Raw genomic sequence first — 15,349 nt, forward strand, 5'->3', positions numbered from 1 at the left:
CCGATTGGACCGAGTTCACTCACTCCATATCATCACCACCGAGCCGCCGCGCCGAAATGGTAGGTCTCACTCGGCAGGGACCGACTCTTCGGTAACACGCTCGGGCAGAGACTCCGGCATATTCTGCGGAAACGCCGGCAGGGCATCGGCCTTGCCGCCCCAGTGATATGCGAAATCACCGTTCTCGATCGTGACACGCGCTTCCGTGAGCTCCTCCTTATTGAGCGAGCGCCTGAGGAACTCCCGTGAGAGAGCCGGAAGAAGCGTGTTCGTAATGATGTTGTCGATCATGCGGCCGCCGGAATCCGGATCGTTGCAGAGCGACACGATGTGGTCGACGACCATGTCGTCGTAGAGGAACACCGCATCGTGGTTTTCCTCGATCCTGCGGCCGATCCGGTCGAGCTGGAGCCGGACGATACCGCCGAGCACGTCGGAGGATAGCGGGAAATAAGGAATCGTCACGATCCGGCCCAGGAGGGCCGCTGGGAATACCTTCAGGAGTTCGGGGCGCAGAGCTGCCGCGAGAGCTTCGGGATCGCTCGCATATTTCGGGTCGCGCCCGTAATCCATGATCAGGTCGGTGCCGACATTCGACGTGAGGATGATGAGTGTATTCTTGAAGTCGATCCGCCGCCCCGTTCCATCTTCCATCTGGCCTTTGTCGAAAACCTGGAAGAAAATCTCGTGGACGTCGCCGTGCGCCTTCTCGACCTCGTCGAGGAGGATCACGCTGTAAGGTTTCCGCCGGACGGCTTCGGTCAGCCGGCCGCCTTCTCCATAACCGACATAGCCGGGAGGAGCGCCCTTCAGCGTCGAGACGGTGTGCGCCTCCTGGAATTCCGACATGTTGATCGTGATCATGTTCTGCTCGCCGCCATAGAGCGCTTCGGCGAGGGCGAGCGCCGTCTCGGTCTTGCCGACGCCGGAGGGGCCGCAGAGCATGAAGACGCCAATCGGCTTGTTGGGATTGTCGAGGCGGGCGCGATTGGTCTCAATGCGCTTCGCAATGACCTTGAGGCCGTGCGACTGGCCGATGACTCGGCGGTTGAGAATGTCCGGAAGATCGAGGACCGTCTGGATCTCGTCCTTCACCATCCGGCCGACCGGGATGCCGGTCCAGTCCGACACGACGGACGCGACGGCTTGTTCGTCGACATGAGCGTAGATCATCCGGCGCTCTGGATCGAGCGCCTCGAGCGATTGGAAGCGTTGGCGCAGGTCGCCGCGGATGGCCTCACTGTCCTGATCGCTCTCAGATTCGGCCGTCTCCTCCCGCAGCTTTCCGCGAAGAGCTTGAATTTCACTGACGAGGGCCTGCTCCGAAATCCACTCGCTTTCGAGGCGTACGAGCTTCTCCTGCAATGCGGCGATCTCGTCATCGATCTCCACGATCCGATCCTCGTCGGCCGTGCCGAGATCCCGCTCGGCGACGAGACCCGCCTTCTCCTTCTCCCGCGCCGCGATGGCTCTGCGGGTGTCCTCGATGGCAGCGGGCGTTGCCGTCTGGCTGATCGCAACCCGCGCGCAGGCAGTATCGAGGAGGCTGACCGCCTTGTCGGGGAGCTGGCGCGCCGGGATATAGCGGTGGGACAGGTTCACCGCTGCAACGATCGCCGCGTCCGAGATGTGTACCTGATGGTGCTTCTGCATCGGGCCGAGGATGCCTCGCAGCATGTCGCAGCAGCGCGCTACGTCCGGCTCGTCGACCTGAATGGGCTGGAAGCGGCGGGTCAGAGCCGGGTCCTTCTCGAAATACTGGCGGTATTCGGACCAGGTCGTCGCTGCGATCGTGCGCAGCGTTCCGCGGGCGAGCGCCGGCTTCAGCAGATTGGCCGCGTCGCCCGTGCCCGCCTGACCGCCGGCGCCGATGAGTGTGTGCGCCTCGTCGATGAACAGAATCGTCGGAACCGGCGAGCTCTGCATCTCGTCAATGACTGAACGCAGCCGCTGCTCGAACTCGCCCTTCATGGAGGCGCCGGCCTGCATCAGCCCGACGTCGAGGGCACAGAGCCGCACGCCGCGCAGGGCAGGGGGGACATCGCCCGAGGCGATGCGCTGGGCAAAGCCCTCCACGACGGCGGTCTTGCCTACGCCGGCCTCACCGGTGAGGATCGGATTGTTCTGCCGCCGCCGCATGAGCACGTCGATCACCTGCCGGATCTCCGCGTCGCGTCCGAGCACGGGATCCATCTGGCCTGCCTTGGCCTTCGCGGTCAGATCCTGAGAGAAGCGGTCAAGGGCTGTGTTGCCCTTGGCGCCGGCCGCGGTCTCGGCGCCGGGAGTCCCGGCGGCCAAAAGGCCGGACCCGTCCATCGGCCGAAGATTCTCTTCGCCCGAGCTCGCCCAGACAGAGCGGTATTCGCCAGCAAGGGCGTCAGCCGGGATCTTACTGAATTCCTTTGAGGCGTTGACGAGCGCCCGCCGCAATTCGAGTGACTCGAGCGCACCGACGAGAAGATGCCCAGTGCGGATCTGTGTCTCGCCGAAGAAGAGGGTGGCATAGTGCCATCCACGATCGAGCATCGCGACGACGGCATTCGAGATGCCGGGCATCTCAGTTTCGTTTTTTCGGAAGCCCTCGATGGCGCTGCCGATCTCGGCGAGCAGCTTCGCCCGATCGAGCTTGTAATGATCGGCCGTCAGCGAGATGTCGGTCGAATTCTTCTGAAGAATGTGGAACAGCCAGTGGGCAAGCTCGACATTGCGGTGCCCAGACCTCTTGGCGTGCCGGAGTGCCTGGAAGAAGGCCTCGTGGCCGACCTGATTGAGTTTTCCCGTGACTGCCTCGAGGCTGATATCGGCCATGATGGTTTCCCCTATGCTGTCGCGCGTTCCCGCTGCTGGCGCTTGTGTCTGAGCCGCTCCGCGGGATGAAAGCGGGCATCACATCGCAATGTCTGATCGCCCCTCGACCAACTCGGCGCGACCCAACTCGTGTAGCCGAGCTGGCCGGATCGGCCGAGGCGAATGGGTTGTACGGCGCCGGCCGGAATGGCGAGTTCGACATCCCAGTCCAGCTGCTCCCCGACATAGAAGAACACAGCGTCTCCGAGCGGCTCGCAATGGTCACCGGTCGGGAGAAACCGCTCATATATCGGGAGATCTTTGGCGTAGATCCGGACCCGGAACTTGTCCTGCACGCTGAAGACGCTGGCGCCGAGCATCGCGTCGACACCAAGCCCGGCATGGGACTGTCCGAGGCGGGTCCGTTCGCTCTCCTCGAAAACAAGCCATGAGCCGACGAACTGCTCGACCTCCACACGGACGCCGAACAGCCCGGCGAGGAAGCTCTGCAACCGCGATGCCGACTTTGCCTGAGGCGCGAGCAGGCCGGCGAATGCCGCCTTCTGGGCATCGGGAACGGAATCACACTGCCGATAGGGCGGCGATCCGATCCCGGCGAAGGAGCCCAGATAGGCCAGGAATCTATCAGCTTCGGGCCGCTCGACCTGGCCGATCGGGCGGGCATCCGCCCAGGCCCGAAAGAACAGCTGGAGAAAGCGGTGATTCAGGAGGTCGAGGAAGCGCGGGAAGGCGTCATCCCCATGGAGGTTCCACCCGTAGGCCTCCTCGGTTGTCGCCAAGGGCAAAGCGCCTTGCGGACCCAGCAGGCCGAGAAACTTCACCAGGAGCCTGATCCGGCCCTGCTCGTCCCGTGAGGCCCTGCCGATGCTCGATGCGGGAAACTCCAGGAACGGATCCTCGCCGAGGAGGACGAACTCCTCCCGACGCGTCGCGCTGTCGCCGATCCGCGGCCGGTCCGGGAAGCTCCGCTCGAGGCGGCGCATCAGCGCAAAGAAGTCGAACCGCCAGGGTTCTCGCTCGACGTCGTGGAGATACGTCATAGCGGGCCTCGCATGCCATTGCGCGGTGGCCATCGCATGATCTCGCCCCGCTCGCTCGTGCGCACGACGGTCTGCGTAAAGTGATTGAGCGCCGCGTATTCCGCGAAGAAGCGATCGAGGATTGCGCCAAGGAGAAATGCACCGCTCCCCTCGAAGGCACGCTCGTCGAGTGTCACGGTGATCTCCGTGCCTCGCGCGGCACCGATCCCGAGCCGTTGCCGGATCCGCCGGACGACGGGCCGGCTATCGACGCTGCGAACGCCGCGGATCCTGCGCTCCGTCGCACTGTCGGACAGGTCTCCGAACAAGGAGAGGATCTCCCGCAATGCCTGAGCGTTCTGCCCGGCAGCCCGGTGGGTGAGCCCGAGATGACTCACACTCAGCATATTGATGAGCCGCCAAGTGGCGGCGCCGGTATGGACTGTCTCCGTCCGGCTCCGGAGCTGCTTGACGACCGGCTCGCGAGGCGGGGTCGGGCCGGCGATGCACAGGATATCGATCGTCGTATTGTCGAGCAGCCTGAAATCGGCACCGCCATCGCCGATGGGCAGATGCTCCGGCAAATGACGGTTCGAGCAGAGGGCTCTGACGCTCAACTCGGCGACTACCGGCTCATCTCCGAGGCCGGCTGGCTCGGCGAGGCTGAGGTAGAGTTCCGTGCCTGTATAGTCGGACGCCGAGCCGTAGCGGCGCTCCTGGGCGCTTCGACGTCGCGGAAGCCGACGGGCCGTGTAAGAGAGGCGCGTATCGCGGCCGTTGGGTGCCGAATAGAGTGGGCGTACCTCGATCTTGTCGCGGCCGCCGAGGAAGTGAGCATAGACGCTCAGGACGCGGTGGGGCTCGAAGTCCAGTGGACGGCTGCGGTCCGGAACGAGGTGATATTCGTGCTGGTTCGAGCGGACCGGGATCCGGTCGGCCGACATCTCGAACAGGTTGACGGCCGGGGCTGCATAAAGGGAGAAGAGAGACGGCTGCGTTATGGTCGGCAGCCTCGCATTGACCTCGTTGAAAGCAAAGAGAATGTCGACGCTGCCGGACCTGACTTTGGGAAGCACCTCGTCGAGCCGGTCGAGCCTGAACCCGAGGAATTTGCGCGGGAACAGGAAATACTCGCGCAGGAGGTCGAAGCCGTGGAAGACGCGCAGGTCATTCGGGAGGAGCGATTCATCCGCTTCGAACCCGACCTGCCTCAAGCAATCCTTCGGCGCCGGGACGACCACCGGGTCCCCGAAAGAATCGAGGTAGCGGAAATAGACACCGAGGCAATTCGAGAAGAGCTGCTCATAAAGGGCGATCGCGTCCGCCTCGGTACCCATCAGGTAAACCGGCAACTCCGATGCGCGACAGCCCGCGAGCCACGTGTCGGGCCCGTTGGCCTTGCCGGCATTCTGGGACTCGTCCTCGATGCGCGCTGCCGTGCGGTGCGTGAGCGTGAGACGCAAACCTCCGACAACGTCTCGACCGAGCGAGAGTCCGAGCGCCTGGAAGGGGCCCGGCGTCGTGTAATACTCCGCACTCGCCACATCGAACGGCCATAGCGTGATGTCGGAGCAGAGCCGGTAGCGGCATGCCACGCGCCGTTCGAGTTCGCGATAGGAGGCGTCGATATAGGCGCCCCGCGCGATTCTGACTCCGTCACGGAGAGCTGGGTCCCCGTAGGTCGGCAGGAGCTTCGCCATCAGCGCCGATGGCGTCGGCGCGAGATAATGCGGGAGGAGCTGCTCGAGCAGGTTGTTCGTGAATTCCGGAAACTCGTGTTTGAGCTTGAGCTGCACGCGTGCTGCCAGGAAAGCAGCGCCCTGGAGCAGTCCCGTGATCATCGGATCGGTCCGCTCGTCCAGCAGACCCCCCAACCGTTCGGCGACACCGGGATATTCGGCCGCGAACTCGGCACCCTGCTCCTGCAGGAGGGCGAGTTCCCGGTTGTAGAGATCAAGGAACTCCCGGTGCATGGACCACTCTACAGGCGGTTGATGACGATCTTGCCGGTGTCGAACTCGACATCCGCAACGAACTCGACGGGGACGTTGACCGGATCGCAGGAGAGATCCGCCCGAACGGTGAAGCGTACCTTCAGTTGCTTCGGATCGATCGAGTCGTCTCGTCCGACGATGATCGACTGCGGAACCAAGCGAGGCTCGTAGCGGACGAGCGCGGCTTCGATTTCCGCCGGGATACTTTGCACGGCGGCCTCGTCGATGGAGCGGTGCACGACATCGGGCAGTCCGAAATTGAGAACCGAGCGACGCACGTCCTCGAACTCGCTCAAATCCTGGGTCGACTCGAGGGCGATCGTGTTCAGCAAGGCCTCAAGATCCCTGGCCACCTCGCGCCGGAGAACCGGTTCCGTGATGGCGCTGCGGTGGCTCGCCCGTCGGCTCGCAATGACACGCTCACCCTGCTCGTTTCGCAGGTCCAGTTTTGTTCGTGAATCCCGCGCTGTGAAGGCCGCGCGGAAAGCATGCATCAGGGGTGGGCTGACCCGATCTTTGAGCGTGGAGCCTGCCACTAGCCTTCATCCCAATCGATGGTCTGTCGTAGCGGAGTCCGAGGCAGCAGACGAGAGCCTTCTGCCGGGATCGCGCCACCACCGGATCGACGGGCCATGGACCTGCCGATCCGGCCGGGGCCGATCACTTCTGGTTCGCTGCGATATCCCACGTCGCCGTCTTGGCGGCCTCACCGGAGCCATCCGCCTTCTGGGGGGTGTACTCGTATTTGAACTTGGCGAAGTTCAACGTGACGTTCTCGGTAAGCCTGTCTTCCCCGCCGGAGCCGCCGGTCGAGACGCTCGTGATGAGAAGATCGTTCATGGTGATCTTGATATATTCCAGGGGCTTGTCGCCCGCTTTCCGGACCACGAGAACGGCTTCCGGGTAATGCTTGCCGCTGCATGCAGCCTGCATCAGCGCATTGCTGGAGGAGTCGATGTATTTCGTCAGGCTCAGATCCTGGACGTTCACCTTGCCGGCGCCCGCGCCTCCGCCGATATGCGCGGTGCCTGCATTGCTCATGCCCCACGACCAAGCAAGGACATCGATCTCCTCCTTGTGCTTGGCGTCTTTCGACTCTCCCTTGATGTCTCCAATCTTGATGAACATATCGACGGCCATATGGCGCTCCTGTAGTGCTCACTGTGATGGGCGCAGCGACCAGCGGTCGATGCCCCGGTCAACATCGAAGTTTCTAAGCTACTCTGAGATGAAGAGCGGTGCGCCCGCGCGCACCGCGGAACCAGCTTTAGCCGTTGTTGGAGCGCACGCGAGATACGAGGCTGAGCCCGATATCCATGCCCTCGAGCTGATAGTGGGGGCGCAAAAAGAACCGCGCCGAGTAATAGCCTGGATTTTCCTCGTCCGGCGTGATCTCGATCTTGGCATCGGAGAGCGGCTTCCGTGCCTTTGTCGCCTCGGACGAGTTGGTCGGATCGCCATCCACGTATTCGGTGATCCAGTCCTGCAGCCAGCGCTGAAGTTCGTGGGTTTCTTTCGTGGACCCGATCTTGTCCCGCACCATGCATTTCAGGTAATGCGCGAAGCGGGAGACCGCGAACATGTAGGGAAGCCGGGCCGACAAGTTGTCGGAAGCTGTGGCATCGACTCCGTTCGGGCCGAAATACTGTTTTGGCTTGTAGACCGACTGGGCTCCGATGAAGGCTGCCTTGTCAGTATTCTTCCGATGAGTGAGAGGGATCAGTCCCGACTTGGCGAGCTCTGCCTCCCGACGATCGCTGATGGCGATCTCGGTCGGACACTTCAGGTCCACGCCGCCGTCATCGGTCGGGAAGGTATGAGTGGGGAGATTGATGACCTCACCGCCCGACTGCACGCCACGGATGCGAGTGCACCAACCAAATTCCTTGAAGGCGCGATTGATGTTGACGGCCATCGCGTAGGAAGCGTTCATCCAGGCGTATTTCTCGCCCTTGTGGCCGTCGGTCTCCTCCTCGAAGGCGAACTCCTCGACCGGCTCGGTCTTCGCGCCGTAGGGCACGCGGGACAGAACGCGTGGCAGGCAGAGGCCGATATACTTCGAGTCCGGAGAGTCCCGGAGCGACTTCCAGGCCGCGTAATCCGGCGTGTCGAAGATCTTGCCCAGGTCCCGCGGATTCGAAAGCTCCGTCCAGGCATCCATGCCCATCAGGGTCGGATCGGCGCCGGCGAAGAACGGAGCATGTGCTGCGCCCGCGATCTTGCTGAGATCGCGCATGAGCTGCACATCGGTCGGAAGGTGGCTGAAGTAATAGTCCGCCACAAGACAGCCGAAGGGCTCGCCGCCCAGCTGTCCGAATTCCTGCTCGTAGACTTTCTTGAAGAGCGGGCTCTGGTCCCAGCGTGCTCCAGGATAGAGTTTCAGGTTCTTGTAGAGCTCATTCTTCGAGACGTTCATGACCCGGATCTTGAGCTGCGAATCCGTCTCGGAATTGAAGACGAGATAATGCAGGCCGCGCCATGCGCTCTCAATCTTCTGGAATTCCTCTGCGTGCAGGATCTCGTTCATCTGCACAGAGAGCTTCTCGTCGATGCGGGCAATCATCTCCTCGATCGTATCGAGGACGTCGTCCCGGATCAGGCTCGAATCAGCGAGGGCCTGCCGGACGAGAGTCGAGACTGCGTTCTCGACCTCAGTTGCCGCGCGTTCGGTGCGTGGCTTGAAACTCTGCTTGAGAAGGGAAGCAAACTCGTCTGCGTCCCGCGTTTCTACGGCGGCGCCAGCCGCCAATGTCTCTGTACCTGCCGATGCCGCCATAGCGACCCCCTCTGGTCTGTCAGTTCTCGGTCTCGGACGAATGCGTGCTTTCGGTCAGCCGGTCCTTGAGAGCTGCCATGAGCTGTGGATCGGCCAGTAGAGCCTTGAGCTGTTCGCTCGCGGCAGCTTTCCCGTCCATGTAGCGGAGGAGATTCGAAAGCTGCTGGCGAGCCTCGAGGAGTTTCGCGAGTGACGGCACCTGCCGCGCGACGGCGGCCGGAGTGAAATCGTCCATCTTGCGGAAGTGCAGCTCGACCGAGAGCTTCTCGCCGGGCTCGTCTCCCAGCTTGTTGTCGACCTTGAAGTTGACGGCAGGGTCGATCGCGGCCATGCGCTTGTCGAAGTTGTCCATGTCGAATTCGAGGAAGCCACGCTCGTTCATGTCCGGCTTCTCGACGCCCGATGCATTGCCGGAAAGATCGGCCAGCACCCCCATGACGAAGGGGAGCTCGATCTTGCGCTCCGCATCGTAAGGGTCTTCATAGGAGATATGGACTCGTGGCGCCCGATTGCGCCGGATGAACTTTTGACCTGTATCCGCCATATGTAGATCTCCTCCGTGCGCCCCATTCCGTCCACGATTTCGCCGCATTCAAGAGCAGGCGAGATGGCACGTCAACAATGATACTGGGAATTTTCTTCAGTAGCTCTGCGTCGCCCCGATGCCGGGTAGAACATCCTTAAGCAGACTCAAGAAATCTTTCTGTGACATTCCGCACGCCCGGTCCGTCAACAGCGGAATCGGGCTGGCCGGCTCGGTCATCCGATAGAATGTGCTGACCTGCTCGAGCAGCGCGATCGCTTCGTGCCGTGTATTCGCGACCGGAATGACGCCATCCGGGTGAGCCCTTTCATGCGCGCCCGCGGTCTCGGCGGCCGAGGGCTCGTCATTCGATGAGCATTCCGCCTCTGTGCTGCCTTCGGGAATGCTGTCCGGCTGATCCAGGCTGGCGTCTCCGGAGAATGATGAATCGTTCGATTCCAGGGCGACCCCCGACAGTCGCTCGATCGGCAACTCGAAGATCTGATCGTTCCCCAAGCGGATGGAAGCCTGGTCGGCATGCGTGGGGAGGAGAGTCTGGATCACCTCATGAAAGGACTTCCCGATCAGGTATTGCGCCTGCCTGACGAGAAGCAGCGCCGGACTCGACGGCTCCGATCGGGCGAAGTAGCCGGCGGCAGACGCCAAGGCCCGCGCGGCGTCCCTGACGGATTGTATCGGCGCCGCTGCAGCCGGGCTGGGGATCGGCGAAGCGACCCCGCCGGATGGCGGCGAAGCCCCGGATTCAGCTGCAGGTTGGGTTGCGAGTGCTGCCGCCGGGGACCGCTTCGCGACCGCTCCATCGAGCGCTGCGAGGATCTTATCGACCAGCGGAGAGAGCTTGGTGAAGGTAATGGCCTGGTCATAGCCGGCCTTTTCCAGCCATGATGCGCGGAGGCCGGCAATCGATGTCCTGAGGCTGTCGATCCGGTCGCGCGTTTCCACCAGAGTGGCGAGGTCGGCTTCGCGAAAGGCCGCTTCGATTGCCGCTGCGTCCGGCGCATCCTCCCCTTCTCGGGCACTTGCCTCCCCCTGTGCCACCATCATGTTGCGGAGGCTGATCGCACCGAACCGCCGGCTGTGAACCAGGGGAGCATGCTGCAGGGGCAGGATCACGGTCGGGGAATCGTCCAGTGTCTGGAGGCTCACCATGCGGAGCGTGAAGTCCCCATCCTCGCCTCTGGGATGGACGTCCTCCCAATGCTCCGCGAGGAGACCTGCGATTGTCTCGATGGCGGAGGAAAACGCTTCCAAGTCTCGATTGAGGATCGAGAACTTGGCGGCGAGCGTCAAAAGGCGAAGATCGCGAGTGGTGTCGAGAAGCTTCTCGAGCGCTTGAAACTCCGCATTGAAATCGATGCTGGTCCGGTCGAACGGGATCTGCCGACCCTCGACATCCCGGCTGAAGAACGTTGCCGGCAGAAGGCCCTCCGCCCTGGCAACGTAGTTCATGTATTCCGGGTCACCCTCGAGATCGAGATCCGGACCACAGGGTTCGCCCTCCGAAACAGGCGCCTTCAGAGCCTCGAAATCGATTGATGCCATGAGGCCTGACGAGTCCTTATTCTGATGGCCTCAATCGCGGCACGGTCCGCTCGATGTTTACTCGGCCCGTAGCCGCGTTTCGACCCGGCGATTGGACGGGTCGAACGGGTCGGCAACCCTCGGCTTGGTCTTGCCGTATCCCCGTGCCTCGAGCTTTGTGGTGTCGATGCCCTTTTCGCGGAGGTAGCGCACGACGGAAGCGGCGCGACGCTCGGAAAGCGTCATGTTGTAGCCGTCCGAACCCTTAGCATCGGTATGCCCCTCGACGAGAAAGGACGCGGAGGCGAGTTGCGGATCCTTGAGTGCCTTCGAGAACTCATCGAGATTGGCTTTCGCCGCTTCGGTGAGGACATCCGAGTTCAAGTCGAAGGTGACTATGAGATCGAATGCCTCCCGCGCGCGCCCGGGGCGTGCGGTTGGAATCGCGCTGTTGCATTCGCCTTCGGTTCCGATGCAGAGGCCGCGGGTGGCGCCCAGATCCGGATTCGGCGCGAAGTGCTTGACGATATCGGATGCTCTATAGGCTGGGTCTGCGAACGCTGCGTGGCCTGGTACCGCCATCAGCATGGCCGTCAGCGCGAATAGTGCGTTTCTGCACATGATAAAGACCAATTCTCGTGTCCACTCGACTATGACGAAGGTGGCATGTATCGTCAAGGCGCGCCAAGTGCGCGCGAACACATGGCGAAGGATGGTTTATGAGCTCGGGGCCCAGTCAAGCCAAACGGATCGCATCGTTCAAGACACCGCTCGGTGACGATTTTTTCGTCATTACACGCTTCGATGCTACGGAAGGACTGAGCGAACTCTTCGAGTATCGGATCGAGGCCCAAAGCAAAGCAGAGAATGCAGACCTGAGCTCCATGCTCGGTGAAAAATGTGAGATCAAATACAGGTTGAGAGGAGGCGGGACTCGCTATTTCAATGGCATTCTCGTCGAAGCGCAATGGCTCGGCCAAACCGGTAGCTACTATACTTACCGCTTCGTGCTGAAGCCGTGGTTGTGGCTCCTGTCTCAGCGTTCCGATTGCAAGATATTTCAACAGAAGACGGCCCCGGAGATCATCAAGGAAATTTTCAACAAAGAGGGTAAAAAGGATTTCGATGATCGCCTGTCCGAGCAATATCAACGGATGGAGTATTGCGTTCAATACCGGGAATCCGACCTCTCCTTTGTGCTGCGACTGATGGAGCAGCACGGGATCTACTACTATTTCAAGCACAGTGCGGGCGGGCATAAGCTCGTGCTGTCGGATTCGAAATCCTCGCACGACTCGCAGCAGGCCCCCGTAGAAGCGCCTGTCGGTCCCGCACGGCCGCCTCCCGCGGATGGTTCATATCCGTTCCTGCCGCGTGGAAGCCAGGATCGCCGGTTCGTCGAGCACATGATGGACTGGTCCTCTGAGCGCAGGTTGCGAACCGGCAAGGTCGAGCTCAACGACTACGACTTCAAGCAATCGACGGCCGATCTGCGCCGCATGAAGGAGGACGGGATCGCGGCGGCGAAGAAGTACGAGCTCTACGACTATCCCGGCAAATACACGGACCGGAGCGATGGGCATCGTTTCGCCGAGATCAGGGTTCAGGCTCAGCAGGCGCTCGACGGGCGTCGGTATGCGGCCGGCGAGGCATTCAGCCTTTACCCGGGAGCCCTCTTTCGGCTCTCGGGCCATTATGCATCTTCCGAGAACGCGGAACATCTCGTCGTCCGGACAACGCACCGCTATGAGGCAGAGACCTACCGCTCCGGAGGTGAAGGCGGTGAATTGTACGAAGGAGCCTACGAACTCCTGAAGAGCGACCGCAGGTTTCGGGCCCCGCTCGTTACCCCGAAGCCGTTGATCCATGGTCCCCAGACTGCGAAGGTCGTTGGCAAGAACCGGCAGCAGGGAGAGGAGATCGACGTAGACGAGTATGGCCGCATCTTCGTGCAGTTCCACTGGGACCGGGACGACGACACGACTTCGCGGCCGGTGCGCGTGGCCCAGGTGTGGGCCGGAAAGGGTTGGGGCGGCCAGGTCATTCCACGGATCGGCCAAGAGGTCGTCGTCGAATTTCTGGAGGGCGACCCAGACGAGCCGATCGTCGTTGGAACGGTCTACAACGACCAGCACAAGCTCCCTTACGAACTGCCCGCCAACAAGACGCAATCGGGTGTCAAGTCGAACTCCTCGAAGGGGGGAAGTGGCTACAACGAGCTGAAATTCGAGGACAAGAAAGGGGAGGAGGCCGTCATCTTCCACGCCGAGAAGGACCTGAACTCGGTCGTCCTCAATGCCGAGACCCGGGAGATCGGCGAGAAGTTCTCGAGTGGAGCATCGCGCAAGACCACCCTGAAGAACGGGGATGATGTTCTCAATGTCGACTCCGGCAGCCTTCTCGTCGAGGCGAAGGTCAGAATCGTCCTCAAGGTCGGCAACAGCACGGTCACGATCGAGCCGAACAGTGTCACGATCGACTCGCCGACCGTGACCGTGAAGAGTATGGAGACATCCGTCAAAGGCGACGTGAAGGTCGCCGTGACGGGTGGAATGATTACCTTGAACTGAGCGTGTCCGTGCAGTCTCGCCTCCGCTTCGCTACCGCGCGGGAAGTCTTCGACTCCTTCCCCTCCGCCACTGACGACATCAAGGCCGAGCCGACGGACCAGTCGCCGCTCGTCTTTGCCCGTGCTCTCGCCGATGGACCCACGCCCGAAGACGCGATCGGCTTCTGTGCCTATCTGCTGCCGCGGCGTGAGGCCGTGTGGTGGGCGTGCCAGTGCCTCCGGTCATTGAGTTCCGCTTTGACACCGGCCGAGATGACGTTCATCGAGACGGCAGAAGCCTGGGTGCGTGAGCCCGACGATCACCGGCGTCGGGCTGCCGTGAATGTCGGGCTCGCAGGCAACCGCAATGGAGCGGCAACCTGGGTCGCCTTGGCGGCCGGGTGGTCGGGTGGCACAATGATGGCCGGTGAGAACGCGGTTCCGTGTCCTCCGCACTTGACCGCGAAAGCCGTTCGTGTGGCGGTGTTGACGGGCTTGGCCCGCATTTCCGCCGGGGATCGGGCGGGCCGGATCCGCGCTTGCCTCGAAGGAGCCGTCCGCCTCTTGGCTGGCCCGTCGGGAAGCGCTGGCTGAACGCCCGCGCCCCGAACGAACCGAGGAGAATGCTCGAGATGGCTCTGCGTCTCTCGATCGAAAACGAAACGAGTTTGCCGGATGGCGGTCCACTGAGCGTTTCCGTTTCGGGCAAGCGCGGGCTCGACATCGGTCGCGACCAATATCTCGACTGGACGTTGCCAGATCCCTCTAGAACGATTTCAGGCAAGCATTGCGAGATCCGTTTCCATGATGGGGGCTACTGGATTCACGATGTGTCCACCAACGGCACATTCCTGAACGGGAGCGACCGGCGCCTCCCTGCGCCCCATCGCCTGCGCCATGGCGACCGCCTCGAGATCGGGCATTACATCATCGCAGTGGCCCTGGATGGTGAGGAGGCGCAGGAAGACGTCGATCGCTCTGCGCCCGTAGCGTCCGGGTTCGGGAGTTCCGACCTGTGGAGCCCGGCAGGCGATGCCGCTCCCCCGCTGCCCCGTCGAGACCTTCAGCCGGCGCGCGAGACCAAGCCTGTCCGCCCGGATTTCCTGGACTGGGCCGTCGACACTCCAACTTCATCCTTCGACCACGCTCCCCTTCCGCCTCTTCCTGCAGAATCGCGACACGAAGACGAGATGGACTGGGCGCGCGCTCCCGCGCCAATTCCGGTTCAACCGCCGCCGGTGACGCCCGTCCCGACACCACGCCGTCCAGGCGCCTCTGCGCCGTCGGGACCGGATCCGTGGAGCAACGTGGGTCCGCACGACGAGTCGCGCCAAGACATAACTCCAGTCGAGTTTCCTCCTCCCTGGTCCGAGCCCCCGCCGCGCCCCGACACCGCTCCTCCCGCAGAGCCAGTGGCGCCCATGCCGCCTCCCGCAACCGGTGGACCGTCAGGCGGAGATATGGCCGTCATTCGGGCTTTCGCGCGGGGAGCGGGAATTCCGGAGGAAGTCGTCGCGTGGCGAAATGGCGAAGAGCTGGCCGAACTTCTCGGCACGCTGATGCGCGTCATCGCCGAAGATCTGAAGCAGCTGCTGATGGCCCGCGCTGAGTCGAAGCGCCTGGCGCGCAGCACCAACCAGACGATGGTGCAGGCCGTCGACAACAATCCGCTGAAGTTTTCGCCGACGCCGGAAGATGCGCTCCGGCTGATGTTCGGCAAGCCGACCAGCGGCTATCTGGATGCCCGGCGGACGCTCGAGCAGAGCTTCAAGGATCTCAAGATCCACCAGGTCAAGACGTATGCTGCCATGCAGCACGCGCTGCGGATGCTCGTCGAGGACCTGGATCCACAGGCAATCGCCGAAAGCACGGAGGCCGACAAAGGTCTCGCCGCTATCGTGGGATCCCGCAAGGCGAAGATGTGGGATGTGTTCGCGGCACGATGGCAGGCGAAGACAGCACCGCACGAGGACGGGCTCGTCGACGCCTTCATGCTCTATTTCGCCGAGTGCTATGACCGAAGCGGCGGCAAGCCTCGCTGAGTCCGGGAATGCCGTTCAGCCAGGATCCTGGGCGCTTCGTGTCGTCTGTGAGGAGCCTGCAGCACGCTGATTGGGCGTGAGGTTTTGCCTGATGTTG

General features: G+C 62.4%; 12 protein-coding genes. 3 read left to right on the forward strand and 9 right to left on the reverse strand.

From position 1 onward, the window contains the following. Positions 1-66: 66 nt before the first annotated feature. The 9 genes from tssH to BN1233_RS08160 form a co-directional block, all read right to left on the reverse strand. Positions 67-2,808: a type VI secretion system ATPase TssH gene (gene tssH, locus BN1233_RS08120; RefSeq protein ID WP_046862959.1), complete on the reverse strand. Its 2,742-nt coding sequence runs from the start codon at positions 2,806-2,808 to the stop codon at positions 67-69. A gap of 11 nt (positions 2,809-2,819) precedes the next feature. Continuing rightward, positions 2,820-3,881 carry a type VI secretion system baseplate subunit TssG gene (gene tssG / locus BN1233_RS08125; RefSeq protein WP_046862960.1) on the reverse strand — a complete coding sequence of 354 codons (1,062 nt, stop codon included), beginning with the start codon at positions 3,879-3,881 and terminating at the stop codon, positions 2,820-2,822. Then, positions 3,845-5,800, reverse strand: coding sequence for a type VI secretion system baseplate subunit TssF (gene tssF / locus BN1233_RS08130; RefSeq protein ID WP_046862961.1), 1,956 nt, complete (start codon positions 5,798-5,800; stop codon positions 3,845-3,847). Before tssF ends, tssG begins: the two co-directional genes overlap by 37 nt. An 8-nt stretch (positions 5,801-5,808) precedes the next feature. Then, positions 5,809-6,357: a type VI secretion system baseplate subunit TssE gene (gene tssE / locus BN1233_RS08135; RefSeq protein ID WP_342341640.1), complete on the reverse strand. Its 549-nt coding sequence runs from the start codon at positions 6,355-6,357 to the stop codon at positions 5,809-5,811. Positions 6,358-6,481: 124 nt separating this feature from the next. Continuing rightward, on the reverse strand, positions 6,482-6,961 hold the full coding sequence (locus tag BN1233_RS08140) for an Hcp family type VI secretion system effector (RefSeq protein WP_046862962.1): 480 nt from the start codon (positions 6,959-6,961) through the stop codon (positions 6,482-6,484). A 127-nt stretch (positions 6,962-7,088) separates the two neighbouring features. Continuing rightward, complete coding sequence (gene tssC, locus BN1233_RS08145) at positions 7,089-8,597, reverse strand: type VI secretion system contractile sheath large subunit (protein ID WP_046862963.1); 1,509 nt, start codon at positions 8,595-8,597, stop codon at positions 7,089-7,091. Positions 8,598-8,616: 19 nt separating this feature from the next. After that, positions 8,617-9,141 carry a type VI secretion system contractile sheath small subunit gene (gene tssB, locus BN1233_RS08150; RefSeq protein WP_046862964.1) on the reverse strand — a complete coding sequence of 175 codons (525 nt, stop codon included), beginning with the start codon at positions 9,139-9,141 and terminating at the stop codon, positions 8,617-8,619. A gap of 96 nt (positions 9,142-9,237) precedes the next feature. Continuing rightward, the gene (locus BN1233_RS08155; RefSeq protein WP_046862965.1) at positions 9,238-10,683 is read right to left on the reverse strand and encodes a type VI secretion system protein TssA; all 1,446 of its coding nucleotides are present in this window, start codon (positions 10,681-10,683) and stop codon (positions 9,238-9,240) included. Between the two features lie 57 nt (positions 10,684-10,740). Continuing rightward, on the reverse strand, positions 10,741-11,283 hold the full coding sequence (locus tag BN1233_RS08160; protein ID WP_048709570.1) for an OmpA family protein: 543 nt from the start codon (positions 11,281-11,283) through the stop codon (positions 10,741-10,743). Positions 11,284-11,381: 98 nt separating this feature from the next. Between BN1233_RS08160 and BN1233_RS08165 the strand changes: the two genes are divergently transcribed. From BN1233_RS08165 to tagH, 3 genes are read left to right on the forward strand one after another with little or no spacing between them, the layout of a single operon-like run. Beyond that, the gene (locus BN1233_RS08165; RefSeq protein ID WP_046862966.1) at positions 11,382-13,232 is read left to right on the forward strand and encodes a type VI secretion system Vgr family protein; all 1,851 of its coding nucleotides are present in this window, start codon (positions 11,382-11,384) and stop codon (positions 13,230-13,232) included. A gap of 8 nt (positions 13,233-13,240) precedes the next feature. After that, the gene (locus BN1233_RS08170; protein WP_046863225.1) at positions 13,241-13,804 is read left to right on the forward strand and encodes a DUF6931 family protein; all 564 of its coding nucleotides are present in this window, start codon (positions 13,241-13,243) and stop codon (positions 13,802-13,804) included. Positions 13,805-13,842: 38 nt separating this feature from the next. Continuing rightward, complete coding sequence (tagH, locus tag BN1233_RS44135; RefSeq protein ID WP_046863226.1) at positions 13,843-15,252, forward strand: type VI secretion system-associated FHA domain protein TagH; 1,410 nt, start codon at positions 13,843-13,845, stop codon at positions 15,250-15,252. The last annotated feature ends 97 nt before the right edge of the window (positions 15,253-15,349 follow it).

It is taken from the genome of Microvirga massiliensis (assembly GCF_001006805.1).
GTDB lineage: Bacteria > Pseudomonadota > Alphaproteobacteria > Rhizobiales > Beijerinckiaceae > Microvirga > Microvirga massiliensis.